27 protein-coding genes and 1 pseudogene are annotated in these 26,363 nt (G+C 63.3%); 12 read left to right on the forward strand and 16 right to left on the reverse strand.

Annotated features, from left to right (window positions below; translation table 11 throughout):
- Nucleotides 1-131 precede the first annotated feature (131 nt).
- Nucleotides 132-383, forward strand: a pseudogene (locus AIOL_RS16445) (GTP-binding protein); the annotation flags it as partial.
- 32 nt (nt 384-415) lie between these two features.
- Here AIOL_RS16445 and AIOL_RS16450 read toward each other — a convergent pair.
- Nucleotides 416-1,297: a Hint domain-containing protein gene (locus AIOL_RS16450; protein WP_082152639.1), complete on the reverse strand. Its 882-nt coding sequence runs from the start codon at nt 1,295-1,297 to the stop codon at nt 416-418.
- A 200-nt stretch (nt 1,298-1,497) separates the two neighbouring features.
- Between AIOL_RS16450 and AIOL_RS16455 the strand changes: the two genes are divergently transcribed.
- On the forward strand, nt 1,498-3,117 hold the full coding sequence (locus AIOL_RS16455) for a peptide chain release factor 3 (RefSeq protein ID WP_049643981.1): 1,620 nt from the start codon (nt 1,498-1,500) through the stop codon (nt 3,115-3,117).
- 86 nt (nt 3,118-3,203) lie between these two features.
- Here AIOL_RS16455 and AIOL_RS16460 read toward each other — a convergent pair whose 3' ends face one another.
- From AIOL_RS16460 to AIOL_RS16505, 10 genes are all read right to left on the reverse strand, one after another.
- Complete coding sequence (locus tag AIOL_RS16460) at nt 3,204-4,187, reverse strand: ABC transporter substrate-binding protein (protein ID WP_049643982.1); 984 nt, start codon at nt 4,185-4,187, stop codon at nt 3,204-3,206.
- Nucleotides 4,188-4,212: 25 nt separating this feature from the next.
- Entirely contained in the window at nt 4,213-5,055 is an 843-nt protein-coding gene (locus tag AIOL_RS16465) for an ABC transporter permease (RefSeq protein WP_049643983.1), read from the reverse strand.
- Between the two features lie 88 nt (nt 5,056-5,143).
- Entirely contained in the window at nt 5,144-6,067 is a 924-nt protein-coding gene (locus AIOL_RS16470; RefSeq protein WP_049643984.1) for an ABC transporter permease, read from the reverse strand.
- On the reverse strand, nt 6,064-6,630 hold the full coding sequence (locus tag AIOL_RS16475; protein WP_152912557.1) for a hypothetical protein: 567 nt from the start codon (nt 6,628-6,630) through the stop codon (nt 6,064-6,066). The genes AIOL_RS16470 and AIOL_RS16475 overlap by 4 nt, the downstream gene beginning before the upstream one ends.
- Nucleotides 6,620-7,402: an ABC transporter ATP-binding protein gene (locus AIOL_RS16480; protein WP_049643986.1), complete on the reverse strand. Its 783-nt coding sequence runs from the start codon at nt 7,400-7,402 to the stop codon at nt 6,620-6,622. The genes AIOL_RS16475 and AIOL_RS16480 overlap by 11 nt, the downstream gene beginning before the upstream one ends.
- On the reverse strand, nt 7,399-7,728 hold the full coding sequence (locus AIOL_RS25135) for a hypothetical protein (protein ID WP_152912558.1): 330 nt from the start codon (nt 7,726-7,728) through the stop codon (nt 7,399-7,401). Before AIOL_RS25135 ends, AIOL_RS16480 begins: the two co-directional genes overlap by 4 nt.
- A 10-nt stretch (nt 7,729-7,738) precedes the next feature.
- Nucleotides 7,739-9,193, reverse strand: coding sequence for a dihydropyrimidinase (hydA, locus tag AIOL_RS16485; RefSeq protein ID WP_049643987.1), 1,455 nt, complete (start codon nt 9,191-9,193; stop codon nt 7,739-7,741).
- Nucleotides 9,190-9,993 (reverse strand): hypothetical protein, encoded by an 804-nt coding sequence (locus AIOL_RS25140; RefSeq protein WP_152912559.1) that lies wholly within the window; start codon nt 9,991-9,993, stop codon nt 9,190-9,192. Before AIOL_RS25140 ends, hydA begins: the two co-directional genes overlap by 4 nt.
- 88 nt (nt 9,994-10,081) lie before the next feature.
- A complete protein-coding gene (locus AIOL_RS16500) occupies nt 10,082-10,426 on the reverse strand; it encodes a hypothetical protein (protein ID WP_049643990.1) in 345 nt (114 codons plus the stop codon).
- Nucleotides 10,423-11,673: a Zn-dependent hydrolase gene (locus AIOL_RS16505; protein WP_049643991.1), complete on the reverse strand. Its 1,251-nt coding sequence runs from the start codon at nt 11,671-11,673 to the stop codon at nt 10,423-10,425. The genes AIOL_RS16500 and AIOL_RS16505 overlap by 4 nt, the downstream gene beginning before the upstream one ends.
- Nucleotides 11,674-11,766: 93 nt before the next feature.
- Here AIOL_RS16505 and AIOL_RS16510 point away from each other — a divergent pair, with 93 nt between their 5' ends.
- From AIOL_RS16510 to AIOL_RS16520, 3 genes are all read left to right on the forward strand, one after another.
- Nucleotides 11,767-12,402, forward strand: a complete 636-nt coding sequence (locus AIOL_RS16510; protein ID WP_049643992.1) for a TetR family transcriptional regulator C-terminal domain-containing protein — start codon at nt 11,767-11,769, stop codon at nt 12,400-12,402.
- Nucleotides 12,403-12,404: 2 nt separating this feature from the next.
- The gene (locus AIOL_RS16515; protein WP_049643993.1) at nt 12,405-13,019 is read left to right on the forward strand and encodes a TetR family transcriptional regulator C-terminal domain-containing protein; all 615 of its coding nucleotides are present in this window, start codon (nt 12,405-12,407) and stop codon (nt 13,017-13,019) included.
- A 93-nt stretch (nt 13,020-13,112) separates the two neighbouring features.
- Nucleotides 13,113-13,721, forward strand: coding sequence for a hypothetical protein (locus tag AIOL_RS16520; protein WP_049643994.1), 609 nt, complete (start codon nt 13,113-13,115; stop codon nt 13,719-13,721).
- Between the two features lie 215 nt (nt 13,722-13,936).
- Here AIOL_RS16520 and AIOL_RS16525 read toward each other — a convergent pair whose 3' ends face one another.
- The 3 genes from AIOL_RS16525 to comD all read right to left on the reverse strand — a co-directional run bounded on the left by AIOL_RS16525 (nt 13,937) and on the right by comD (nt 16,072).
- Complete coding sequence (locus AIOL_RS16525) at nt 13,937-14,656, reverse strand: type 1 glutamine amidotransferase (RefSeq protein WP_049643995.1); 720 nt, start codon at nt 14,654-14,656, stop codon at nt 13,937-13,939.
- Between the two features lie 346 nt (nt 14,657-15,002).
- On the reverse strand, nt 15,003-15,557 hold the full coding sequence (comE, locus tag AIOL_RS16530) for a sulfopyruvate decarboxylase subunit beta (RefSeq protein ID WP_049643996.1): 555 nt from the start codon (nt 15,555-15,557) through the stop codon (nt 15,003-15,005).
- Nucleotides 15,554-16,072: a sulfopyruvate decarboxylase subunit alpha gene (gene comD, locus AIOL_RS16535; protein ID WP_049643997.1), complete on the reverse strand. Its 519-nt coding sequence runs from the start codon at nt 16,070-16,072 to the stop codon at nt 15,554-15,556. Before comD ends, comE begins: the two co-directional genes overlap by 4 nt.
- Before the next feature lie 222 nt (nt 16,073-16,294).
- On the opposite strand from comD, the gene AIOL_RS16540 reads away from it, so the two are divergent.
- Entirely contained in the window at nt 16,295-17,233 is a 939-nt protein-coding gene (locus AIOL_RS16540; RefSeq protein ID WP_049643998.1) for a phytanoyl-CoA dioxygenase family protein, read from the forward strand.
- Between the two features lie 85 nt (nt 17,234-17,318).
- Here AIOL_RS16540 and AIOL_RS16545 read toward each other — a convergent pair whose 3' ends face one another.
- Together AIOL_RS16545 and denD are read right to left on the reverse strand one after the other, a co-directional pair.
- Nucleotides 17,319-17,834, reverse strand: a complete 516-nt coding sequence (locus AIOL_RS16545) for a redoxin domain-containing protein (protein ID WP_049643999.1) — start codon at nt 17,832-17,834, stop codon at nt 17,319-17,321.
- 32 nt (nt 17,835-17,866) lie between these two features.
- Nucleotides 17,867-18,838: a D-erythronate dehydrogenase gene (gene denD / locus AIOL_RS16550; protein ID WP_082152640.1), complete on the reverse strand. Its 972-nt coding sequence runs from the start codon at nt 18,836-18,838 to the stop codon at nt 17,867-17,869.
- Between the two features lie 114 nt (nt 18,839-18,952).
- On the opposite strand from denD, the gene AIOL_RS16555 reads away from it, so the two are divergent.
- The 6 genes from AIOL_RS16555 (at nt 18,953) to AIOL_RS16580 (ending at nt 26,355) form a co-directional block, all read left to right on the forward strand.
- On the forward strand, nt 18,953-19,699 hold the full coding sequence (locus AIOL_RS16555; protein WP_049644000.1) for an SDR family oxidoreductase: 747 nt from the start codon (nt 18,953-18,955) through the stop codon (nt 19,697-19,699).
- A 54-nt stretch (nt 19,700-19,753) separates the two neighbouring features.
- A complete protein-coding gene (locus tag AIOL_RS16560; RefSeq protein WP_049644001.1) occupies nt 19,754-21,556 on the forward strand; it encodes an IlvD/Edd family dehydratase in 1,803 nt (600 codons plus the stop codon).
- A gap of 80 nt (nt 21,557-21,636) precedes the next feature.
- On the forward strand, nt 21,637-22,485 hold the full coding sequence (locus AIOL_RS16565; protein ID WP_049644002.1) for a fumarylacetoacetate hydrolase family protein: 849 nt from the start codon (nt 21,637-21,639) through the stop codon (nt 22,483-22,485).
- Entirely contained in the window at nt 22,482-23,420 is a 939-nt protein-coding gene (locus AIOL_RS16570; RefSeq protein WP_152912560.1) for a 2-hydroxyacid dehydrogenase, read from the forward strand. The genes AIOL_RS16565 and AIOL_RS16570 overlap by 4 nt, the downstream gene beginning before the upstream one ends.
- A 108-nt stretch (nt 23,421-23,528) precedes the next feature.
- Nucleotides 23,529-24,620, forward strand: coding sequence for a mandelate racemase/muconate lactonizing enzyme family protein (locus AIOL_RS16575; RefSeq protein WP_049644003.1), 1,092 nt, complete (start codon nt 23,529-23,531; stop codon nt 24,618-24,620).
- 154 nt (nt 24,621-24,774) lie between these two features.
- Nucleotides 24,775-26,355, forward strand: a complete 1,581-nt coding sequence (locus AIOL_RS16580; RefSeq protein ID WP_049644004.1) for an ABC transporter substrate-binding protein — start codon at nt 24,775-24,777, stop codon at nt 26,353-26,355.
- The last annotated feature ends 8 nt before the right edge of the window (nt 26,356-26,363 follow it).

The following is a 26,363-nucleotide window of genomic DNA, read 5'->3' on the forward strand; positions in this document are numbered from 1 at the left end:
TGTGGCGATCAGGGTGCCCGCAGTAAAGCAAGCGATGCCGGGCGTAGTCGTTGCCCGCCGACTCTGTGCCACGCGCTGGACAGGTGCACTGCCGATTGCCCTTCGCCCCGGGCTCGCCTTTACGCCCGCACATGTTGGACAGAGCCTCAAATGCCCCCGAATTGCCGCCAGCGATCGCGCGGCGGCGCACATTTGCGATCAACTCGCACCCGGATGCGGGCAAAACGACGCTGACCGAGAAGTTCCTGTTCTACGGGGGCGCGATCCAGACCGCGGGACAGGTGCGCGCCAAGGGCGAGGCGCGGCACACGCGCTCGGACTTCATGAAGATGGAGCAGGACCGCGGGATCTCTGTCTCGGCCTCGGTCATGGCGTTCGACTATGCCAGCGGCGACCAAGAGTTCCTCCTTAACCGCTACGCCGCCATCGGGACGCGGAGATGACCGGGCAACAACCGGGCGCTGCTGATCCGGGGCAGCGGGCTTTCAGCGATGGTGCGTTCGGCACTGTAGAGGTCCAGGTATTCTTGGTAGTTGTCGAACGCCCGGCGACCTGGCGCATCCAGGTAGGTCTCTGACGGAGCGCCGTTGGCGAGGATCACATCATGATCCTCGGTCTCGATGTGGTAGACGGTTTGGCGGTCTGGCGTGTCCGCCAAGCCGACCCAATCAATTGTGCCTCCATTGACCAACGCGGATGCGTTTACGATATAGCCGTCGAGAATCATGCCATGGTCGCCCGTGACATAGAGGTCGCGATGCGGTTGCCGGTGGCTCAGAGCGCCTGCGGCGATACGAACAAGTGACGAACGCTGCCCTGAAAACAGTTTTGAGATCGTCTGCCGACCGACCCATCTGACGCGCGCGGTGCGACCGTCGGCAAGTGCCAATGCGTCACCGATGCAAAGCCGTTCAACCGGGGTTTCGCCATTGGGCACAGCAATGCCGGTTCCGGCGGCAAAACAATATTGATAGACGCCACTGGGATTAAACCCGACGGTTCCCGTGAGCACCGGGTCATTGGACAGCACGTAAAAGTCAAATGTGCCATCCGTTAAAGTGGCCACTCGGATAATGGGATCGCCCGCCCCGAAAAATCCCCAGAACACCGCCGTGGATGCGGAGATATCCCAATCGAGCGGATCGCCGATTGCCGTCATCCCGTCGATTCCCCCGGAGTCCCGAGTGTCCGATACTTCCGTGTTTGCTGTGGTTGGAGCCGGATAGGTTTCTGATCCGTCGATCAAGTCCGATGTGCTAATCCGGTAAAAAATAGTGAAAGTTTCCGAATTTGGCATTTTATGTCCCCCCTGGGCTTGCGCGGCTTTCCGGCAAGTAAACCAGATTAGCGATCAATTTACCATGTCTCGAGGAAATGGCGCCAGATCGCGATGGACCGACGATCGCGAATAGGAGATGCGCGGCAGGTCGAGGTTTAAGAGGCGCGCGCGTGCTTGGCCGATTGCCCCTTTTGTGCGGCTCGCCTATACCCGCGCCCATGTTAGACCGCACCTCAAACGCCCCAGACCTGCCGCCCGAGATCGCGCGGCGGCGCACATTCGCGATCATCTCGCACCCGGATGCGGGCAAGACCACGCTGACCGAGAAGTTCCTGCTCTATGGCGGCGCGATCCAGACCGCGGGCCAGGTGCGCGCCAAGGGCGAGGCGCGGCGCACGCGCTCGGACTTCATGAAGATGGAGCAGGACCGCGGGATTTCCGTATCGGCCTCGGCCATGGCGTTCGACTATGCCAGCGGCGACCAGGAATACCGCTTCAACCTGGTGGACACGCCCGGCCACTCGGACTTCTCCGAGGACACCTACCGTACGCTGACCGCCGTGGACGCCGCGGTGATGGTGATCGACGGCGCCAAGGGCGTGGAGAGCCAGACGCAGAAGCTCTTCGAGGTCTGCCGCATGCGCGATCTGCCGATCCTGACCTTCTGCAACAAGATGGACCGCGAGAGCCGCGACACCTTTGAGATCATCGACGAAATCCAAGAGATGCTGGCGATCCATGTGACGCCCGCGAGCTGGCCCATCGGCGTCGGCGCTGATTTCATCGGCTGCTATGACATGCTGCGCGACCGGCTGGAGCTGATGGACCGCGCCGACCGCAACAAGGTGGCCGAGAGCATCCAGATCACCGGGCTGGACGACCCCAAGATCGCGGAACATGTTCCGCCGCAGCTCTTAGAGAAGCTGATCGAAGACCTGGAGATGGCGCGCGAGCTCTTGCCCGCGCTGGACCCGCAGGAGGTGCTGGATGGCACCATGTCGCCGATCTGGTTCGGCTCTGCGATCAACTCCTTCGGGGTGAAGGAACTGATGGACGGCATCGCGGGCTACGGCCCCGAGCCGCAGCCGCAATCCGCCGAGCCCCGCCAGGTGGGCCCCGAGGAAAAGAAGGTCGCGGGTTTCGTGTTCAAGGTGCAGGCGAACATGGACCCCAAGCACCGCGACCGCGTGGCGTTCGTGCGCATGGCGTCCGGGCACTTCAAGCGCGGCATGAAGCTGACCCATGTGCGCACCAAAAAGCCCATGGCGATCAGCAACCCGGTGCTGTTTCTGGCCTCTGACCGCGAGTTGGCCGAGGAGGCCTGGGCCGGCGACATCATCGGCATCCCCAACCACGGCCAGCTGCGCATCGGCGACACGCTGACCGAGGGCGAGGCGATCCGGGTGACCGGCATCCCCTCCTTCGCGCCCGAGCTCTTGCAGGGCGTACGCGCGGGCGACCCGATGAAGGCCAAGCACCTGGACAAGGCGCTAATGCAATTCGCCGAGGAGGGCGCGGCCAAGGTGTTCAAGCCGATGATCGGCAGCGGCTTCATCGTGGGCGTCGTCGGCGCGCTGCAATTCGAGGTGCTGGCCAGCCGGATCGAGCTGGAATACGGCCTGCCGGTGCGGTTCGAGGCCTCGCAGTTTACCTCCGCCCGCTGGGTGCATGGGCCCAAGGACGCGGTCGAGACATTCGCCCAGGCCAACCGCCAGCACATCTCTTACGACAATGACGGCGACGTGGTGTATCTGACGCGCCTGCAATGGGACATCGACCGGGTGGAGCGGGACTATCCCGACCTGACGCTCAGCGCGACCAAAGAGATGATGGTCTAGGCAGACTGAATAGGCCCCGCGAACCCGCGGGACCTTGAGGTGTTTCCAGGTGGAGGCCCCGGATCAAGCCCGGGGCGCGCGCCGCGCTAGTTCAGCGCCGCATCCGTTATCGCATGGGTCCAGGCGCCCTCCGGCTGCTTGGTGATCACCGGGTCCGAGCCGCCTGCCAGCAGGCTGTCCACCGTGCGCTGGAAGTCCGCCTCGATCAGCGCGCCGTTCGAGCCTGCCGTCAGCTTGGCGATCTCGCCCATCATGCGGGTCTGGTGCTCTTCGGTCTGCGCGCCGGTCTGGTCGTATTCCAGCACGATCATGGCCGCGTCATCGGGGTTCTCCTCGGCCCATTTCCAGCCCTTCATCGAGGCGCGCACAAAGCGGGTCAGCTTGTCGACCTCGGCCGCATCAGCCAGCTTGTCTTCCAGCACGTAAAGCCCGTCCTCTAGGGTGGCCACGCCCTGGTCCTCGTATTTGAAGGTCACCAGGTCGCCCGGCGTCAGCCCGCCGTCGATCACCTGCCAGTACTCGTTATAGGTCATGGTCGAGACGCAATCCGCCTGGCCGTTGAAGATCGGGTCGACGTTAAAGCCCTGCTTCAGCACGGTCACGCCCCCGGCGCTGCCATCCGTGGCCAGACCAAGCTGCGACATCCAGCTGAGGAAGGGGAATTCGTTGCCGAAGAACCAGACGCCCAGGGTCTTGTCGGCGAAGTCCGCCGGGCTGGCCACGCCGGTATCCTTGCGGCAGGTCAGCATCATGCCCGAGCTCTTGAACGGCTGGGCGATGTTGACCATCGGCAGGCCCTTCTCGCGGGCGGCCAGCGCCGCTGGCATCCACTCCACGGTCACGTCCGCGCCGCCGCCGGCCAGCACCTGCGTGGGCGCGATGTCCGGCCCGCCGGGATTGATGGTGACGTTGAGGTCCTCTTCGCCGTAATACCCGTTCTCCAGGGCCACGTAGTAGCCCGCGAACTGCGCCTGGGTCACCCATTTGAGCTGCAGCGTCAGGTCGTCGGCCGCAAACGCGCCGCCCGCCATCAGGCCCAGCGCCGCGGCGCTTCCTAGGATCTGTTTCATTTTGTTCCCTCCAGGTTGGTCATTGTTATCTCTGCGATGGGTGCCAGAACGTCACCCGCTTCTCCATCAGCGCCACCGCGCCGTAAAACACCGTGCCGACCAGCGCCGCCACCGTGATCTCTGCCCAGACCATATCAAGCCCGAGCCGCCCCACCTCTGTCGAGATGTGGAACCCCATGCCGCGCGTGGGCGAGCCAAAATATTCGGCCACGATAGCACCGATCAGCGCGAGCGTTGTTGAAATCTTGAGCCCGTTGAAGATGGCGGGCATCGCCGCGGGCAGGCGCAGGCGCCAGAGCGTCTGCCAGTAGCCCGCGCTGTAGGTGCGCATCAGGTCGCGCTGCATGGATGTGGTGTCGGCCAGCCCCTGCACGGTGTTCACCAGCACGGGGAAGAATACCATCACCACCACCACCGCGGCTTTGGAGTGCCAGTCGAACCCGAACCAGTTCACCAGGATGGGCGCGGTGCCGACGATGGGCAGCGCGGCCACGAAGTTCCCGATGGGCAAGAGGCCCCGCTGCAGGAACGGCGAGCGGTCGATCGCCAGCGCCGCACCGAACCCCGCCGCGCAGCCGATCACATAACCCGACAGCGCGCCCTTGAGCGCGGTTTGCAGCACGTCGATCCAGAGCGTGGCGGTCTCGGCAGCGAACTTGGCCCCGATCATGCTGGGCGGTGGCAGGATCACGTTGGGCACGTCCAGCCCACGCACGACAAGCTCCCACACACCCAAAAGCGTCACGCCAAACACGACAGGCACGATGAGGCGGCCCAGGGGCCGCGATCCTAGTGCAGAGCCCGCCAGCTTGACGTTCAGCCACCAGCCCGCCGCCCAGATCGCTGCCGCCGCCACAACCAAGGTCATGCGCGATCCCCCGCGCCACGTGCAGTCGAAGCTCGCCGCGCGAAGCGGCCCTCGTTCATCTTGTCAAAAATACGCAAATCACAGGCCCTCATCGCGCGAACCCCATCCGCCTGAGCGTCACGCCCTGCAGCAGACTCACCACCGTCACCAGGACCCCCGCCAGCACCGCCGCCGCGATCAGCGCCGCCCAGACCATGATCGGGTTGCCGAACTGGTCTCCGATCAGGATGCGCGCGCCCAGGCCCTGGATGGCGCCCGCGGGAAGCTCGCCCACGATGGTGCCCACCAGCGCCGCCGCGATCCCGATCTTCAGCGAGGTGAAGAGGTAGGGCATCGACGCGGGCAGCCTTAGCTTCCAGAACACCTGCGCGCCCGAGGTGCCATAGGTCCGCAGCAAGTCCAGCTGCATCGCATCCGGCGCCCGCAGACCCTTCACCATGCCCACCAGCACCGGGAAAAAACACAAATACGCCGAGATGATCGCCTTGGGCACGTCCTTGCTGGCGATGCCCATCTGGCCAGAGACCACGATGATCATCGGCGCCAGCGCCACGATGGGGATGGTCTGGCTGATCACCGCCCAGGGCATCAGGCTCATCTCGGCCACGCGGGTATAGACCACGGCCACCGCCATCGCGAGCCCCAGGCTGACGCCGAGGACGAACCCGTAAAGTGTCGAGCGCAGGGTGATCAGCCCGTGATAGACCAGGCTGCGCTTGGAGGTGACATTCTTTTGCAGAACGGTCTTGTTGAGCTCCTCGCCCACCTGATGCGGTGCAGGCAGGCGCGGGCGTTTATGGCTGTAAGAGTACCGCCAGACGTCCGGGTTGCGCAGTGTCAGGCCGATCTTGCTGGCCTTGGCCATCTCGCCGATGGTCTCGGGCGCCGAGACCTCCACCCCGTCCTTCTTGGCTAGGCTGATCGACTGCGCGATGTTCATCGGCACCACGGCCACGTACCAGAGCACCACCAGCCCGGCGAGCACGGTAAGGATGGGTAGAACGCGATTCATTGGCGCGACCCGATATGGCCAATTCCGACCGTCAACGAGCGCGCCTTAGCCACTCCTCGCGCCTTGACTTCGACGGTGACGCGGTAGGCGCCAATCGGATCGCCAGGGTCCGGTCGAATTCTTACGTCAAGATCTGCGATAACCAAGCGATCTACCGGTTCGTTCAAGCAATCCTTCCGGACCTGATCATATAGGAGAACGCCCGTTGGATCAGTGATTTTTAGGAGACAATTGAGAACGAGTGGGCCCTGCGAAAGCTCTCGTCCCTCGATCATCAATACGACGCGCGCCCACTCGCCTGATGCAACTTCAGTGGCGTATTTCGCCCCTTTCAGCCGAGGCGGGAACCCCTTGCCTTTGTCGCCTGGAATCTTGAGAGCCACCAAGGTCAGCTTCGTTCCACCGAGCGTCCCTTCGTCAATAGAGGACAACTGATCCGCAAGAACTGTTTGAGAAAGCGTTAGGGTGACCAGGGCAATAGCCAATATCGCAGCGCGCACCGACGCAATACCGACGCGATACCGACGTAATACCGACGTGGGTTTTTGGGCCTCAATCGTCATAGGCATGCCCCGCGCGAAGCCCCTCTCGCACCCGCCCGGCGATCTCCAGAAACTCCGGCGTGTCGCGGATATCCAAGGGACGTTCCTTGGGCAGCGGGCTCTCGATCACGTCCGTTATCCGCCCCGGGCGCGGCGACATCACCACGATTTTGGTGCTCAGATACACCGCCTCTGGAATCGAGTGCGTCACGAAGCCGATGGTCTTTTCCGTGCGCGCCCAGAGGGTCAGAAGCTGCTGATTAAGGTGGTCTCGCACGATCTCGTCCAGCGCCCCAAAGGGCTCGTCCATCAGAAGGATGTCGGCGTCAAAGGCCAGAGCGCGGGCGATGCTCGCCCGCTGCTGCATGCCCCCCGAAAGCTGCCAGGGGAACTTCTTCTCAAACCCGGCGAGCTCTACAAGCTCTAGCACATTTCGAACACGCGCGTCCTGATCGGCGCGCGAATACCCCATAATCTCGAGCGGGAGTTTCACATTTCCCGCAATCGTCCGCCAAGGATAGAGCCCCGCCGCCTGGAACACGTAACCATAGGCCCGCGCCCGCCGCGCCTCGTCCGGGGTCATGCCGTTGACGGTCAACGCACCCCCCGTCGGCTCCTCCAGCCCCGCCACGCAGCGCAGGAACGTTGTCTTGCCACAGCCCGAAGGCCCAATGAACGAGACGAACTCGCCCTTGCCGATCTCCAGGTCCACGCCCTTCAAAGCATGCACCGGCCCGTCGTTGGTCTGGAACGTCAGGTCTAGATTTTTAGCCGATACAATTTCGTCGATCATCTCGGTTTCTCAAATATGAAGATGTACCCAGTCGAGAGCGTCCACAGACCTAGCGTAACGATCAAGAAAACCAAACGAAGCAACCATATAGCCAGGTTGGGATTGTCGGGAATTACTTCAGCCAGATTCCAACCGGCGGCGTTCTCTCTCTTTAGAACTGCATCGACTCTGCCGCGTGAGCTTCCCAAGAAGATGCCAATCAGACCACCAGAAAAGCTAACTCGTACGGCTTTGTTTTGTTTATAAAAACTTGAAATCAAGCCTTCTTGCTCAGCGATTTGATAACCGCCTTCACCTTTTGAAACTGTTGGCTCACGTCTCTTCATCTTTAGGCAGTCAAACCCCCGTCGCCGGTATCCCCGTCCGCTTAACCGGCTGCGGGTTGGTCAGCTCCTTCCAGCTCGAGAGCGCCTTGTTCACCGGATGATCGGCCTTGCGTGAGACAAACGCGCCGTGGCCCTCTTGCGTGCGGATCTCGCCGTCATGCACCGCGACATGGCCGCGGGTCAGGGTGAAGCGCGGCAGGCCCTTCACCTCGTGCCCCTCGAAGACGTTGTAATCAATGGCCGATTGCTGGGTGGCGGCCAGGATCCTCTTGGACTTCTCGGGGTCCAGCACCACGATATCGGCATCCGCCCCCACCGCCACGGCGCCCTTGCGGGGGTAGCAGTTCAGGATCTTGGCGATATTGGTCGAGGTCACGGCGACGAACTCATTCGGCGTCAACCGCCCCGTCGCCACGCCATGGGTCCAGAGCATCGGCAACCGGTCCTCTAGCCCGCCAGTGCCGTTGGGGATCTTGGTGAAGTCGCCCACGCCGAACCGCTTCTGCTCGGTGGTGAAGGCGCAGTGGTCGGTGGCGACCACGGACAGAGATCCCGATTGCAGCCCGGCCCAGAGGCTGTCCTGGTGCATCTTGTTGCGGAAGGGCGGCGACATCACGCGCCGCGCGGCGTGGTCCCAGTCGGCGTTGAAATACTCTGACTCGTCCAGCGTCAGGTGCTGGATCAGCGGCTCGCCCCAGACGCGCTTGCCCTGCTGGCGGGCCCGGCGGATCGCCTCGTGCGCCTCTTCGCAGGAGGTGTGCACCACATACAAAGGCACGCCCGCCATATCGGCGATCATGATGGCGCGGTTGGTGGCCTCGCCCTCGACCTGGCTTGGGCGGGAATAGGCATGCGCCTCGGGACCGGTATTGCCCTCGGCCAGCAGCTTGGCGCTGAGCTCCGCCACCACATCGCCATTCTCGGCATGGACCATCGCGATCCCGCCCAGCTCGGCCAGGCGATTGAACGACGCGAAGAGCTCGTCATCGTTGACCATCAGCGCGCCCTTATAGGCCAGGAAATGCTTGAAAGTGGTGATGCCGCGCTGCTCGATCACGGATTTCATGTCGTCAAAGACCTGCTCGCCCCACCAGGTCACGGCCATGTGGAAGGAGTAGTCGCAATTGGCGCGGGTGGACTTGTTGTCCCAGCGTTTCAGAGCCTCGTGCAGCCCCTCGCCGGGGCTCGGCAGGGCGAAATCGACGACCATGGTGGTGCCGCCCGCCAATGCGGCACGGGTGCCGGATTCGAAGTCGTCGGAGGAATAGGTGCCCATGAAGGGCATCTCTAGGTGAGTATGCGGGTCGATCCCGCCGGGCATGACGTAGCAGCCGGTGGCGTCGAGGGTCTTGTCGCCCGTCAGCGCCATGCCGATCTCGATGATCTTGCCGCCATCGATCAGGACGTCCGCCTGGTAGGTCAGGTCATGGGTGACGATGGTGCCGTTTTTGATGACTGTGGTCATTCCGTCTCTTCCTCCTCATTCGAAACAAACGGCAAAAATTCGAACTCGACGGAAAAAGGAAGGCCTACCTGATCCCTCAATTCTAAAATTCGACGTTTTGATCGTTCCTTTTGCTCATCGCCAACTTCCTCACGCCATAAAATGACAATGATTAGACGCAACTCCCTTAGCTCGCTCGGTGGCAGCCGGTAGCTCATGGCTGCTGCGCGATCGATTTCCCGTCTTACAACCATGTATGCCATGTTGAGGCTTCGGACGAGTTTGGCCTCAACTAAAATCGGTCCGGATTTAGATTTCGCGATGGCATCATAGCGAACACCGCGGTGTCCCAGAAGTTCCACATCACGAGTGAATGTTAGGCCCAATTTCGTTTCCAGATGCGCCACCGCAATATCTTCCGCAATTTGATATTCGGAGTTCCGTCGAGAAATGAGGGCAGATCCACTTTGACTAAATCGGCTTTCGATTTGGACAACCTCTTCTTCAGATTCTTCCAAATAAGCTTCGTCATTGTCTTGACTGCTGGATCCAGCGCGTCGCCACCAATTCATGAAGTTTTCTTCATCGGAATAGTCGCTGGGAGCATAAAGAACATGATGACGCTTCCAAAGAATGAAGAAGAATAATGCGACGAGCATCGTTGGAAACAACATTACGAACCAAACAAAGAGTCTTTGTATTTCTGGCGTCAGTTGTGGGAGCGCAATAGTTGCTGTCACCTCAGCAAGCCCCGCGAAAATCGCAATAACTGTTAGAGGGTTCCTTACGAGCCCAGCCTTTTTTGGTACGAGTTCGCTCATCCCACAACCTCCGCCGTCTCCACCACCGCGTGGAACAGCACGTCCGTCCCGGCGGCCGTACGCTGAATTGTTTCACGGCCTGGTGGACTCAACTGCCCGCCTCCGTAGTTCCGACCGGCGCATTCAGGTCAATAGGGATGCCGACGGGCTCGCGCTCCAGGCAGAACCTGGATACTGGGTTCCCGCCCTTGACCGCATAGGTCGTGGCCCCGCGGTGGTAAAAGTAGCACCCGTCATCCGCGATCAGGACCTGCTCTGCGGTGATGTCGGCGGGCAGGTTCGCCTTGACCTGCTCCGGCAACCGGCCCTCGGCCCTGGAATATCCCGGCGGATAGGGCGTGTTCAGCTCGGGCTCGGACGTCGCGTCCAAGCCGGGCGTTGTCTGGCAGGCGGCAAGGCACAGCGCTGCGGGAAAAAGAACGAGCGTCCTCACCCCACAACCTCCGCCGTTTCCACCACTGCGTGGAACAGCACGTCCGTGCCAGCCGTGGCCCAGCCGGGCGTAATCTCTTCGGCCTCGTTGTGGGACAAGCCGTCCTCGCAGGGGCACATGATCATCGCCGTGGGGGCCACGTCGTTGATCCAGCAAGCGTCATGCCCCGCCCCAGACACGATATCCATATGGCTGTAGCCCAGCCGCACGGCGGCATCGCGGATCGCGCCCACGCAGCCCTCATCAAAGGCGGGCGGGTTGAACTGGCCGACGATCTCAGACGAGAACTCCACACCAATCTCCGCACAAAGCCCCGGCGCGCGGGCCTCTAGCTCGGCCACCATGCGCTCTAGCTTCTCCAGATCCGGCGAGCGGAAGTCGATGGTGAAGACCGCCTTGCCGGGGATGATGTTGCGCGAGTTGGGGGAGACGTCCACATGCCCGATCGCGCCCACCGCGCCCGGCTGGGCGGCCATGGCGATCTCGTGCACCAGCTCGGTCACCCGCGCCAGGCCGCGGCCCGCATTCTTGCGCATATGCATGGGCGTCGAGCCGGTATGCGATTCCTTGCCCGTCACAGTGCATTCGATCCAGCGCAGCCCCTGCCCATGCGTGACCACGCCGATATCCTTGCCCTCGGCCTCCAGGATCGGCCCCTGCTCGATATGCAGCTCGAACATGGCGTGCATCTTGCGCTGGCCGACGGGCTCGTCGCCCTCCCAGCCGATGCGTTTGAGCTCATCGCCGAACCGCTTGCCGTCGGCATCCATGCGGTCCTTGGCCCAGTCCTCGGTATGCTTGCCCGCGAAGACGCCCGAGGCCAGCATGGCGGGGGCGAACCGCGTGCCCTCCTCGTTGGTCCAGTTGACCACGACGATGGGATGCTTGGTCTTGATGTCCAGGTCGTTCAGCGTGCGCAGGACCTCTAGCCCGCCAAGCACGCCCAGCACGCCGTCATACTTGCCGCCCGTAGGCTGGGTGTCCAGGTGCGAGCCCACATAGACCGGCAGCGCCTCGGGATCCGTGCCCTCGCGCCGCGCGAACATGTTGCCCATCGTGTCCAGCCCCATGGTGCAGCCCGCGGCCTCGCACCAGCGCTGGAACAGCGCGCGCCCCTCGGCGTCCTCGTCGGTCAGGGTCTGGCGGTTGTTGCCGCCCGCGATGCCCGGCCCGATCTTGGCCATCTCCATCAGCGAATCCCAAAGGCGTTCGCCATTTATGCGCATATTGTCGGCGAGCTGGGCCATACTATCCCCCTGGCATGTGCGGCCTATCCTGACCGGTAGGCCAGGACTATTCCGTCACTTGACCAAGCGGTCAACAAATTTTTACATGGGTCCATGAACATCCAGACCCCCACGGACAAAAAAAACGCCAAACGCCGCGAGAAAGAGCAGATTATTCTGCGCGCCGCCGAGCGCGTCTTTGCCCAGGCGGGGTTCGGCGGCGCCACTATGCAGCTGATCGCGGACGTGGCCGGGCTGCCCAAGGCCAACGTGCATTACTACTTCCAGACCAAGGAGGACCTCTACCGGCAGGTGGTGTCAAACATCTTCGGCATCTGGCTCGAGGCCGCCTCGGCCTTTGACGACGCCGTCGGTCCCGTCGAAGGAATCGGCGCCTATATCGACGCCAAGATGGAGATCAGTCGCAGCCACCCAAACGGGTCCAAGGTCTGGGCCAGCGAGGTCATGCATGGCGCCCCGTTCACACAGGACTACCTTGAAACCACCCTGGTCGAATGGACCCAAGGCCGGCTGGCGATAATCCAGCGCTGGGTGGACGCCGGGCTGATGGATAAAGTGGACCCGCGGCATCTGCTCCACATGATCTGGGCCACCACCCAGCACTACGCCGACTTTCGGCATCAAATCAACACATTGAACGGCGGTCAACCGCTGGGCGAGGCCCAGTGGGAGGAGGCCAAGACCACAATCAAGCGAATCATCCTCCAAGGCATCGGGGTGAAGGTCTGAACATGGCGCAGCAAAAGCGCACCCGCATCCAGGAGAAGAACCGCGCCACGATCCTTGAGGCCGCGCTAGAGGTGTTCTCGAACCAGGGCTTTCGCGGCGCGACGCTTGACCAGATCGCCACAGCCGCAGGCATGTCGAAGCCCAACATGCTTTACTATTTCAGGTCGAAGGAGGCGATGCACATCGCCCTGCTTGAGCGCCTGCTGGACACCTGGCTGGATCCCTTACGCACCCTGGACGCTGCCGGCGACCCCGTGGAAGAGATCCTGGGCTACGTGCGGCGCAAGCTCGACATGGCGCGGGCCTACCCGCGCGAAAGCCGCCTTTTTGCCAACGAGATCGTGCAGGGCGCGCCGCGCATCCTGACCGAGATCAAGGGCCCGTTGAAGGCCCTGGTGGATGATAAGGCCGCGCTCATCGCGGGCTGGTCCGCGCAGGGGCGCATCGCGGCCCTGGACGCGCATCACCTGATATTCTCGATCTGGGCCACCACGCAGCATTACGCGGATTTCGACGTGCAGGTGCGCGGCATCCTGGCCCCCAAGGGCGACGCACATTTTGACGACGCGGCGGAATTCCTGGCAGGATTCTACCGCCGCGCATTAACCGTGGGTTAACCAATACCTCAGGTTTTACTGAGGTTTCCTTGTGTTTTGGGCCGGATTTGGTAATGTTCCCAATGTGGGGGCTCCGAATGTGGGAGCATCAAAATGGGTGACATTGCCGGTCTAAATATACTCGGCGGCCTCGGGCCGGTCCGACACACCGCAGAGATCGCAATTCCCGCCATCGCGCCCGTGGCGTCATCGTCCGGGGGCTCAGCGCTGTCCGGGCAGATGACCGCGGATGCGCAAAGCAACGGCAGCGGGCAGCAGCCCGCGCCTGACGCGCCCGCTGAGCCAAAGCCCGACGAGCACACGATCCCCGGCCCTCCGCCGGCGTTTCAGATCTCCGTCCTTGAACTGGACGCGCAGCTTCAGGAATCGCTCGCGCGGATGAACGCCTCGCATTCCTTTGGCCGGGAGGAGGACGCCAACGCGCGTTTCGTCGAAGCGCCCCCCTCGCCTGGCGCAGATACCGCGCTGGCTCTGGACGCGCCGGAGGATGCCGCGGCGGACCAGCCCGCCGAGAATGCCGAGACGCGCGCCCGGACTGGCGCGCCGCCGCGTGAACCTGACCCTGTCGACGCCGCGCAAAGCAGCGCGGACGCGACCGAGAGCGCGGCGCGGGACGCTGCCCGCATGGCCACCGTCGCAAGTACCGCCCAAGGCCCGGCCGCGACCGTTGCGACGCCAGCGGTGCTGGGAGAGGAGGCCTAAAGCCTTTCGCTTCAAAACCTGATGCAGTTTCTTTGCGACCCGCCATAGCTTCGATCCGTGACCCGTGAGGTCCCGTGGGTCTTAACAGGCGCGGATCTCTGAACCGCCTCAAATTTGCCAGCCAACAGCGGCGCACCGAGCCGCCCAGCCAGCACGCGCCCCGCGCGACACTCAGCCTTTGCGAGTTAGGCTAGGGCCTGCAGACATTCACCAGTTTAAGTTTTGGCCGCGCATTGCAGCCAGTTGATATACAGACGCTCGGCCATAGCGTTGAAATCGCGCATATTCTGCGCCGCACCGTCATCCATCACGGTCAAGCCGTCTTCGCCCAACGCGCTGGCCAGGGCCTGGGCGTATTCGGGGATCTTGGCCCAGTTCCGCACGGTGTCGGGCTCGATCTCGACGTGGAATTGGGCCGAGAATGCCCGCGTGCCCCATTTCATCGCTTGCACAGCACAGGCTGGCGACGTGGCCAGCACGCTGGCGCCCTGCGGCAGGCGGGTGACCTCGGCCGAGTGCCACTGCAGCGCCTTGAACGTCTCGGGCAACCCGTCCATCCACACGCCGCTGGCGCCCTCCTCGGTCATCTGGACGTCCAGGATGCCAATCTCGGGCGTTGCGGAGGGGCCGCATTCGCCGCCAAGGGCCTCGGCCAGCAGCTGATGCCCCAGGCAGAGCCCAAGGAAAGGCAGACCGCGGTCCGCGACCGCCTCCTTGATCAACGCCTTCTCGGCGACCAGCCAGGGATGCGCATCCTCCTGCCACACATCCATTGGCCCGCCCATAACCCAAAGCCCGTCGTAGCCGTCCAGCGGTGGCAGCGCCTCGCCCTCGTCAAGCTCCACGGCATCCCAGCTGTGGCCGTCCTCGGCTAGGAAACCGCGGAAGATCCCAGGATGCTCGATGCGGGCATGTTGCAGAACAAGGATGTGCATTGAAGTCTCCGGCTGGTGTTGCACGCATCATGGTGGTTTCCGCCTCGGGCGCAAGCGATCAAGGCATGAGGCGGGTGCGCGCCGCCATCGTGTAGAACGAAAGAGTGTCGGATCAGCGAGGCGGATTGGCGGTTCTGGCCCGGAGCACCATGTGGGCGCACCAAATCTCTTGCAAGAGATTTGCACTTTCCTTCCAAGGAAAGTGGGCCCGCAAGCGTATAAGAGGTTGCTATTAAAGGTTCAACGCGGGTCGCGGGAGAGAAACTCTTGCAAGAGTTTCGCAATTTTCTTGCAAGAAAATTGTGTCGCGCCAAGGCCAGATTTGACCCCGCCTCCACGCAGATCGCTAGGCCTGCACCGCCTTCATGAACCGGTCCTTGATGACCACCGGGTCCATCGTGATCACGGGCATCTTGGCGTTGCCGCTTTCGCATTTGCACACGATGATGGTCATCTCGTCGCCCGCCAGCGCGGCCTCAAGCACCTCGCCGGTGTCCTCGGCACGGCACTCCACCACGTTCTCGCAGCCACAGGCCTCGGCCACCTTAGACAGCGAGGTCTTCATGCCCGCATAGGTCGGCTGGTCGCCGGTCGAGCCATAGGAACCGTTATCCACGATCAGCAGCGTGAAATTCCCCGCCGCGTTGTTGGCGATCGTCGGCAGCGTGCCCAGATTGGTCAGCACCGAGCCGTCGCCATCGATCGCGATCACGTTCTTGTCCTGCGCCAGCGCCAGGCCCAGCCCAATGGACGAGGCCAGCCCCATCGTACCCAGCATGTAGAAATTCGTCGGCTGGTCGTCGATAGCGTGCAGTTCCTGGCTGGGGATGCCGATATTGCAGACGATCAGCTCGTCGCGGATGATCGGCGCGATCTCTTTGAGAACCTCAGAACGGATCATTTCGCGTCTCCTTCGCCGTCATAGCCGCCCCAGAAGGTCGCGTCGGTCAAGATCGCCACGGGCTTGTTGCACATGAATGTGTATTTCAGGATGGCGTCGAACTCGGCCACGTCCTCTGGCCGGTGGAAGTGGTAGGTCGGGATGTTGAGCTGCGCCAGCAGGCCCTTGGTGTGCACGGCCATCTCGACCTGGCAGGCCACGGGCTCGCCCAGCTCGCCGCGGTAGCTGATCAGCATCGGCAGCGGCATACGGTAGTACTGGATCAGGGTGGCCAGCGTGTTGATGGTCACCCCAAGCGCGGTGTTCTGCATGATAATCGCCGCGCGCTTGCCGCCCATATGGGCGCCCGCGCATAGCCCCATCCCCTCGTCCTCTTTGTTGGACGGGATGTGAAAGATGTCGTCGCGCCGCTCGAGCTCCTCGATCACGCCGGCCAGCTGCTTGCAGGGCACGGTGGTGATAAAGTCCACGCCGTTCGCCGCAAAATCATCGGCAAATTTTTTGTTGATATCCAATTGCGCCTCCCAGGTTGCGGCTGAATATGCGTTTATTCGGCCCGACCGCAAGGGCGGCTGCAAGCATTTCACGCGCCCCGAAAACCGGCTTTCGATATGCCGAAAATGCGGCGCGCGCCAGGCTGGACAGCAGCGGGCGCATGGTGCCAATATGCGCCCGCGCCCCGTCGAAGGCTCTGAGCCAGGGCTCTGCGGGCCGCGATCAATTAGGGAGAGATCGCCATGCAGCCAAACGCCGACGACATCAGCCACCCAATCAGCGCCGGGCTCACCACTCAGCTCAAGGACATCCAAAAGGAGCTGCCCCTGCGGGTGCTCTCCGAGGAGGACTGGCAGCATTGGATCACCAAGGGCTACGTGGTGGTGAAAGAGGCGGTGCCGCCCGCGCAGGCCAAGGCGCTGGCGGAGGTGCTCTTTGAGTTCGACGAAAAGGACCGCAACGACCCCGAGACCTGGTACGCGCCAGAGCGCCGCCCGCATGTGCGCAAGGAGCTCAACAACGCGGGCATGGTCGAGATCTACCACCACCAGGCGCTCTGGGATAACCGCCAGACACAGCGTGTCTACGAGGCCTTCGTGGACATCTGGGACCGCGAGGACCTGTGGGTCACCATCGACCGCGCCAATCTGAACGCGCCTAAGAAGGGCGCCACCACCACGGACGGGTTCATCCACTGGGACGTGAACACATCGCTCGACCCGCCGCCGATTGGGGTTCAGGGCGTGCTCAGCCTCGATGTGCAAGACATGGAGACCGGCGGCTTCCAATGCGCGCCCTACCTCTTTGAGCATTTCGACGAGTGGGTGAAAACGCAGCCCGCCGACCGCAACCCGCTGCTGCCGGACATGACCGGCGTGGCGCGCGAGAACATCATGCTTGAGCCGGGCGACCTGATGATCTTCAACTCGCTACTGGCCCATGGCGTGCGGCCCAACATCTCTAAGGACCGGTTCCGTGTGGCGCAGTATATCTCGATGCATCCCGCCGAGCCCGAGAACGCCGCCGAGAAGGCCGAGCGGGTGCGGCTCTGGAAAGAGATCGAGCCGCCAAACCGCCCCGATTTTCCGGGCGATCCGCGTGATTGGGAGAAATCGCGCTATGGGCCCGCCAAGCTGAACGCTCTGGGCGAGAAGCTCTTGGGGCTGACCGATTGGTCGTGATCGTTGGCAGGGGCGGGATTATCCCGCCCCGTACCTTAACTTAGCCTGTGCCTTAACTTAGCCCGTGCCTTAACTTAGCCCGTGGCTAGGCAAGCCCGCGCGCGGGCCGGTCCTTGGTGATGTTGAAAATCATCCCATCCAGCAGCTCATCCAGATCTGGACGCGAGGCAGGACCGTTCGAGATATCAACCAACATCAACTCACCGCTCGGGCGAATGGCGAACGTTCCAGGCTCGGCAAAGCGCCGGTCGGTCTCGGCCTCCGAGAGCGGGTCGGACACGTAGAGACCCAAAGCGCGCATTTGGGCTTCGCTTAGGTCATAGCACAGGTCAAACGTCCAACCGAACTCGTCCATATCCGCCTGCGCCTTCTCGGCGGGGTCGGCCGAGACGACGACCACATCCATGTGCTCGTTCCAGTTGTCCAACATGCCGCTGAGCTTGTTCAGGTAACGCTTACAACGCGGGCAATGCTTGCCGCGATAAACCACCAACATCGTCCAGCGCGCGCCGGGCGCGCCGACGGTGATCTCGCCTCCGCCAAGTTTGGCAAAGGTGAGCGGGCCGAGGGGCGCGCCGACAGCGGGTCTTGCGGTGTTCATAGAGGTTTTCCTTTTATTGCAGTGGCCTAGGGCTAGCAGCCCGGGCGCTCGTCTTCAATATAGACCCGGATGATCTCGTCGAAATCGGACTCGGCCGTGAAGCCCAGCGCCAAGGCGCGGTCGGTCTGGAAGTTGCGCGGCCAGTTCTTGACGATGTTGATGATGGCCTCGTCCGGCTCGCGCCGGATCAGCTTCACCGCGTCTTCACCGGCGGCGCGGCGCAGCGCCTCGATCTGCTCGGCGATGGTGCAGGAAAAGCCCGGCATGTTCAGCGCCCTCCGCCCCTCCAGCCGCGCGCTGTCCAGCCCAGCCGCATGCACCAAGAAGCCCACCGCAGAGCGTGGCGAGGCAAGCCAATGCCGCACGCTGTCATCCACGGGCAGCACCGCCTCCTTGCCGTTCAACGGCTCGCGGATGATGCCCGAGAAGAACCCCGACGCGGCCTTGTTGGGCTTGCCCGGGCGCACACAGACCGTCGGCAGGCGGATCGATATGCCGTCGACGAAACCCTTGCGGCTGGCATCGCTGAGCATCAGCTCGCAAACGGCTTTTTGCGCCCCGTAAGAGCTAAGCGGTGCCGACAGGAACGTGTCGCCAATCGCCTCCGGATAGGGGGCGCCGAACACCGCTATCGAGGAGGAAAAGATCACCTTTGGGCAATAGCCCGGATCCGCCGCCTGATGCGCGCGCAGGGCCTCCAAGAGCTCCCACATCGGGTGCATATTGACCGCCCAGCCCTTGTCGTAATCCTGCTCGGCCTCGCCGGAAACCACCGACGCCAGATGGAAAATCACGTCCGGTTTCTCGGCGACGGCCGCTGTCATGGTGCCCGCCACGGCGACGTTCCCGATCCGCTTGCGCCCGGGCGCAGAGGGCTCTGGATAACCCAGATCATGCAGCGTCACGTCCAGATCGCGATCCCCGTTCAGCCCCTCGCCGGCCAGATGCCAGGCCAGTTTCTGGCCGATCATGCCGCCGCCGCCCAAAATCAAAATTCTCTGCACCCTACCCTCCAAGTTATATCAGCCCTGACACTAACCGCGGCACCCCGGACAGGATAGGTCTGTTGTTCGGCATTTGTGTGCGCTAACACTTTCAGGAAAATGGGAGGATGGCTTATGTCAGGACGGCTTTCAGGGAAACGTGCCCTCGTATCGGCGGCGGCGCAGGGCATCGGGCGAGCGACCGCGCTGGCCATGGCGGATGAGGGCGCGCAGGTCTTCGCCACGGATGTGAACGAGGCGTTGCTCGGCGAGCTAAACCACTCAAACATAGAGGCATTCGTGATGAATGTGCGCGACGACGCCTCCGTCGCGGCAGGCGTCGCCCGCGCCCAGCCGGACGTGCTGTTCAACGGCGCGGGCTTTGTGCATCACGGCACCGTTCTGGACGCCACGGATGACGAATGGGACTTTGCCTTCGATCTGAACGTGCGCTCGATGTACCGCACGATCCGCGCCGCGCTGCCCGGGATGATCGCGCGCGGCAACGGCTCGATCATCAACATGGCCTCGGCCCTCGGCGCCAAGATCGGCGCGCCCAATCGCTTTGTTTATGGGGCCTCCAAGGCGGCCATCGAGGGCATGACGAAATCGGTGGGCATCGACTTTATCAAGACCGGCGTACGCTGCAACTGCATCTGCCCCGGCACGGTCGAGAGCCCGTCCTGGCATGACCGCGTGAAGGCGCTTGGCGAGGAGATGGGCAGCTATGAGGCCGCGCTCGAGGCCTTCGTGTCGCGCCAGCCCATGGGCCGCGTCGCCCAGCCCGAAGAGATCGCCGCGCTGGCGGTCTACCTGGCCAGCGACGAGAGCGCGTTCACCACCGGCCAGCCGTTCTATATCGACGGGGGCTGGTCTGGCTAACACGCTGTATTTTTTAACGAATATCTATGTTGGGCCGAATATCAAGGGAATGACATGACCAAGAGAAAACCCGAGGACCTGCGCTCGCGCCTGTGGTTCAACAACCCAGATGACCCCGAGATGACGGCCGTCTATCTGGAACGCTATCTGAATTACGGGCTGACCTTGGAGGAGCTGCGCTCTGGCAACAAGCCCATCATCGGCATCGCGCAGACCGGCAGCGATCTATCGCCCTGCAACCGCCACCATATCGAGCTCTCCAAGCGGGTGCGCGACGGGGTGATCGAGCGCGGCGGCACGGTGATGGAGATCCCCGTGCACCCCATCCAAGAGACCGGCAAGCGGCCCACCGCCTCGCTGGACCGCAACCTGGCCTACCTGTCGCTGGTGGAGAGCCTCGCGGGCTATCCCATCGACGGGGTGGTGCTCAACATCGGTTGCGACAAGACCACGCCCGCGCTGCTGATGGCCGCCGCCACGGTGAACATCCCCGCCATCGCCCTGTCCGTGGGCCCGATGCTGAACGGCTGGTTCCGCGGCGAGCGCACGGGCTCGGGCACCATCGTCTGGAAGGCGCGCGAGCTGCATGCCAAGGGCGAGATCAACGACGAAGAGATGGCCGAGCTGATCGCCTCCTCCGCCCCCTCCACCGGCTATTGCAACACGATGGGCACCGCGACCACGATGAACTCGCTGGCCGAGGCCCTTGGCATGCAACTGCCGGGCGCGGCGGCGATCCCCGCCCCCTATCGCGAGCGCGGCCAGATGGCCTACCGCACCGGGCAGCGCATCGTCGACATGGTCTGGGACGACATGCGCCCCGAGCAGGTGATGACCCGCGAGGCCTTCGAGAACGCCATCGTGGTGAACTCCGCCATCGGGGGCTCGACCAACGCGCAGATCCACCTCAACGGCATCGCGCGGCATCTGGGGATCAAGCTGACCAATGACGACTGGGAGGCGGTGGGCCACAAGATCCCGCATATCGTGAACCTGCAGCCCTCCGGCAAGTATCTGGGCGAGGACTACCACCGCGCGGGCGGCGTGCCCGCCGTGGTGGGCGAGCTGATGCGGGCGGGGATGCTGCCGCACCCCAATGCTCTGACGGTGAACGGGCGCTCCATTGGCGAGAACTGCGCCGAGGCCGAGATCGTGAACCCGGATGTCATCTGGCCCGTCTCGGCGCCGCTCAAGCAGGACGCGGGCTTTCAGAACCTCACCGGCAACCTCTTTGACAGTGCAATCATCAAGACCTCGGGCATCTCCGAGGACTTCAAGCGCCGCTACCTGTCCAACCCCAATGACCCCAACGCCTTTGAGGGCCGCGCCATCGTCTTTGACGGGCCAGAGCATTACAACGCCACCATTGATGACCCCGCGCTGGGGATCGACGCCAACTGCGTGTTGATCATGCGCGGCGCCGGGCCCAAGGGCTATCCCGGCGGGGCCGAGGTGGTGAATATGCGCGCGCCCGGCTACCTGCTAAAGCAGGAGGGCGAGATCGAGCTGCCCTGCATCGGCGACGGGCGGCAGTCCGGCACGTCGGGCTCGCCCTCGATCCTGAACGCCTCACCCGAGGCGCCGGATGGCGGCGGGCTGGCGCTGGTTCAGAACGGCGACCGGGTGCGGATCGACTTGGCCAAGGGTCGGGTGGATATGCTGATCAGCGACGCGGAGCTGGCGGCACGACGGGCAGCGTTGGAGGAAGCGGGCGGATATCAGAGCCCCGAGAGCCACACACCCTGGCAGCAATATTTCCGCGAGATGGTGCAGCCCTTCAGCGAGGGCATGACCCTGCGCGACGCCCACACCTATCGCGACGTTGGCTATAAGTACAAACCGAGAAACAACCACTAGGGCGCCGAAATCCTTGAAGGATTTCGGATCGGATTTCTTTAAGAAATCCGCCACCGCCCAGACGAGAGAGAGGATAAGACATGAAGCTTTTGCGGTACGGCGAGGTTGGATCAGAAAAACCGGGGCTTATGGATGGCGATGGTGTGATCCGCGATCTGAGCGCCCATGTGGACGACATCACCGGCGCGATGCTGGGTGACGCATCGCTGGACAAGCTGCGCGCTTTGGATACCGCCAGCCTGCCCGCAGTGGAGGGCAACCCTCGGCTCGGCGCCTGCGTCGCCGGGTTCTCGAAGTTCATGTGCATCGGGCTTAACTATTCCGACCATGCCGCCGAAAGCGGTCTGGCCGTGCCAGACCACCCGATCCTCTTCATGAAGGCCAACTCTGCCATCGTGGGCCCCAATGACGACGTGGTCATGCCGCGCGGCTCCACCCACACCGACTGGGAGGTCGAGCTGGGCGTGGTGATCGGCAAAGAGGCAAAATACGTCTCCGAGGCCGACGCGCTGGATTACGTGGCGGGCTATTGCGTGTGCAATGACGTCTCCGAGCGGCACTTCCAGACCCAGCTTTCCGGCAATTGGACCAAGGGCAAGAGCTGCGACACGTTCGGGCCCACCGGGCCCTGGCTGGTGACCCGCGACGAGGTGCCGGACCCGCAGAGCCTTGGTATGTGGCTGGATGTGAACGGCACGCGGATGCAGACGGGCTCGACCGCGACCATGATCTTCACCGTGGCGCAGATCATCGCGCATCTCTCGGGGCTGATGACGCTGCACCCGGGCGATGTGATCTCGACCGGCACCCCTCCGGGCGTCGGCATGGGGATGAAGCCCGAACCGGTCTACCTCAACTCCGACGACAAGATGGATGTTTGGATCGAAGGGCTCGGCCAGCAGACCCAAATGGTGCGAGAGGACGCATGACCCAGCCCGTTGCATTGATGATCGGCGGCGCGGATCGCACCGCCGAGCGCTTGGCCCAGACCTTCACGGTTCACCGTGCAGGTGATCAGGAGGCTATCCTGGCCGCCCACGGGGCCGAGATCGAATACCTGCTCTGGCAGGGCCATGGCGGCTGTGACGCGGCGCTGATGGACCGCATGCCCAAGCTGCGCGCGATCTCGAATTACGGCGTGGGCTATGACGCCATCGACATGGACGCCGCGCTGGCGCGCGGGATCCTGGTGACGCACACGCCGGGCGTGCTGAATGACGAGGTCGCCAACACCGCCGTGCTGCTGCTCATGGCCGTGGCGCGCAACTTCGCCGCCGACGAGCGCTATCTGCGCGCCGGACGCTGGGAGGCCGAGGGCAGCGCGCCGCTTAGCCGCTCGGTGCGCGGCATGACCGTGGGCATCGTCGGCCTGGGCCGGATCGGCAAGGCCGCGGCCGAGAAGCTCGCCGTGTTCGGCATCGATGTGGTCTATCACGGGCGCAACCCGCAGGACGTGCCCCACCGCTTCTACCCGGACCTTGTGGAGATGGCGCGCGACGTGGACGCGATGATCTCGATCATGCCGGGCGGCGCGGCCACCAAGCACATGATCGGGCGCGCGGTGCTGGACGCGCTCGGCCCAGAGGGGATCTTTGTCAATATCGGGCGCGGGTCCTCGGTGGACGAACCGGCCATGATCGCGGCGCTGCAAGAGGGCCGGCTGGGCTGGGCCGGGCTGGACGTGTTCGAGCACGAGCCGCATGTGCCCGCAGCGCTGATCGCGATGGAGAACGTCACCCTTCTGCCGCATGTCGGCTCGGCCACCGTCGAGACGCGCAACGCGATGGGCGATCTGGCGGCCGACAACCTGGCGCAGTTTCACGCAACCGGGAAGGCGATCACGCCGGTGCCGGAATGCCAGTAACGTCAGCGCGCGGCCCCTCGCGCCCTGATCGGGCTCCCCCGATCTGCGGGCACTCCTCGCCTGACGAAGACGCCCGCAATGGCGGATGAGTTCCGCGTAGGAGAAGACATGCCAGCGATCCAATCCATCGAAGCGCGCCTCTTTAACGTGCCCCTCGACGAGGTGCTGGTGGACGCCAAGCATGGCAGCCACACGCATTTTCAGTTGATCACCGCCACGGTGACCCTGGACGACGGCAGCCAGGGCACGGGGTATACCTATACCGGCGGCAAGGGTGGGCATGCGATCGCGGCAATGATCGCCCATGACCTGGCGCCCTTCCTGGAGGGCCACGATGCCGAGGCGGTCGAGGATCTCTACGAGGAGATGCTCTGGCACATCCACTATGTGGGCCGCGGCGGGATCGCGAGCTTCGCGATCTCGGCGGTGGATATCGCGCTATGGGATCTGCGGGGCAAGCGACTGGGCCAGCCGCTGCGCCAGATGGCGGGCGGTGCGGGCACCGCGTGCAAGGCCTATTGCGGCGGGATCGACCTGAACTTTCCGCTGCCTAAGCTCTTGGACTCGATACGCGGCTACCTGGATGCCGGCTTTAATGGGGTGAAGATCAAGATCGGGCAGCCCACCCTGGCCGAAGACCTGGAGCGGATCGCGGCGGTGCGCAAGCTGATCGGGCCAGATATCGCCTTCGCGGTGGACGCGAACTATTCCATGTCAGAGGCGGCGGCGACCGAGGCCGCCCATGCCTTTAGGCCCTTTGATCTGCTGTGGTTCGAAGAGCCCACCATCCCAGACGACTACCTTGCCTATGGGCGCATCGCAAAGGCCACGGGAATGCCGCTGGCAATGGGCGAGAACCTGCATATCATCGAGGAGTTCGAGCACGCCGCGCGATGGGCGGGCCTTAGCTATATGCAACCCGATGCCTCGAATTGCGGCGGGATCACCGGCTGGCTGAAAGTGGCGCAGCTCTGCGCCCAGAACGGCATCCCGGTATGCTCGCATGGCATGCAAGAGCTGCATGTCTCGCTCCTGGCCAGCCAGCCCCACGCGGGCTGGATGGAGGTGCATTCTTTTCCCATTGACCGCTATACGCACCGGCCCTTGCAGGTCGCGCGGCATCTCGCGCAGGCGACGGATGCACCGGGAACGGGCGTGGCGTTTGACTGGAGCAAACTCGCGAATTTCCAAACTGGTTAAGTTCTAAGCAACATCCAGGTACGGGGGTCAGGGGCGCGCGCGCAGCCGCACGAATTGCTAGACCTGCGCGCTGAATGCGCGCCATCTGAAAACAGCACCGTTGCCATTTTCGCGCGAGACGGCATACTCCCGTTCACCAATCAGGGAGATATCCATGAAAATAAGAAACCTTACCCTCGCGGCGACGCTCCTGGCGACGACCGCTGTTTCCGTGTCCGCAGAGACCCTTCGCTGGGCGCGGCAGGGCGACTCGCTTACCCTTGACCCGCATGCGCAAAACGAGGGCCCGACCTCGGCGCTGGCGCATCAGATCATGGAGACGCTGGTCGTGCGCGACATGACCGGTGCCATGGTGCCCGGGCTGGCCACCGAATGGGGCCCCTCCGAGGAGAACCCAAACGTCTGGGTCTTCACCCTGCGCGAGGGCGTGACCTACCATGACGGCTCGACCTTTGACAGCGAGGACGCGGTCTTCTCGATAGAGCGCGCCATGACGCCCGACAGCGGCTACAAAGAGCTGCTGGCCAGCGTGGTAGCGGTGCGCGCCACCGGGCCCTACGAGGTCGAGATCGAAACCAACGGTCCGAACCCAATCATGGCCAACAACCTCACCAACTTGTTCATGATGGACAAGGGCTGGGCCGAGGCCAACAATACCGTCAAGGTGCAGGACTATGAGGGCGGCGAGCAGACCTATGCGTCCAGCAACGCCATGGGCACCGGACCCTACAAGCTGGTCAGCCGCGAACCTGACGTGAAGACCGTGCTGACGATCAACGAGAACTACTGGGGCATGGACGAGTTCCCCATGGAGGTCACCGAGATCATCTACACGCCGATCCAGAACAAGGCGACGCGCGTCGCGGCGCTTCTGTCCGGCGAGGTGGACTTCATCCAGGACGTGCCGGTGCAGGACCTGGCGCGCGTGTCGGATGCCGAGGGGCTCGAGGTGCGCACAGCGCCGCAGAACCGGGTGATCTTCTTTGGCCTGAACCAGGGCGACGCGGATCTGTCCAATGACAGTGTCGACGGCACCAACCCGCTCGCCGATCTGCGCGTGCGCAAGGCAATGTCGATGGCGATCAACCGCGACGCCATCAAGCAGGTGGTGATGCGCGGGCAGTCCGCGCCCGCGGGCATGATCGCTCCGCCCTTCGTGAACGGCTGGAACGACGCCATGGACAGCTCCTCGAACACGGATCTGGAACAGGCCAAGGCGCTGATGACAGAGGCCGGATACGCCGACGGGTTCTCGATCACCCTGGACTGCCCGAACGACCGCTACATCAATGACGAGGCGATCTGTCAGGCCGCGGTGGGGATGCTGGCGCAGATCGGCATCACGGTGAACCTGGATGCCAAGCCCAAGGCGCAGCACTTCCCGCTGATCGGCAACCTGGAGACCGATTTCTACATGCTGGGCTGGGGCGTGCCGACCTATGACAGCGAGTACATCTTTAACTTCCTGGTGCACTCGAAGGGCGAGAAATACGGCTCTTGGAACGCCACGCGGTTCTCCAACCCGGACCTGGATGTGAAGATCCAGGCGCTGGCCGCCGAGACCGACTTGCCCAAGCGTGACGCCATGATCAACGATATCTGGAAGGTCGTGCAGGACGAGCAGCTCTACATCCCGATCCACCACCAGGTGCTGAACTGGGGGATGAAGTCCAAAGTCAACACCATCGTTGACCCGGGCGACGCGGCGCAGTTCAAGTACTTCACCTTCAACTAGGCCTAGGC

Source organism: Candidatus Rhodobacter oscarellae, from assembly GCF_001078595.1.
In the GTDB taxonomy this organism is placed as follows: domain Bacteria; phylum Pseudomonadota; class Alphaproteobacteria; order Rhodobacterales; family Rhodobacteraceae; genus Rhodobacter_B; species Rhodobacter_B oscarellae.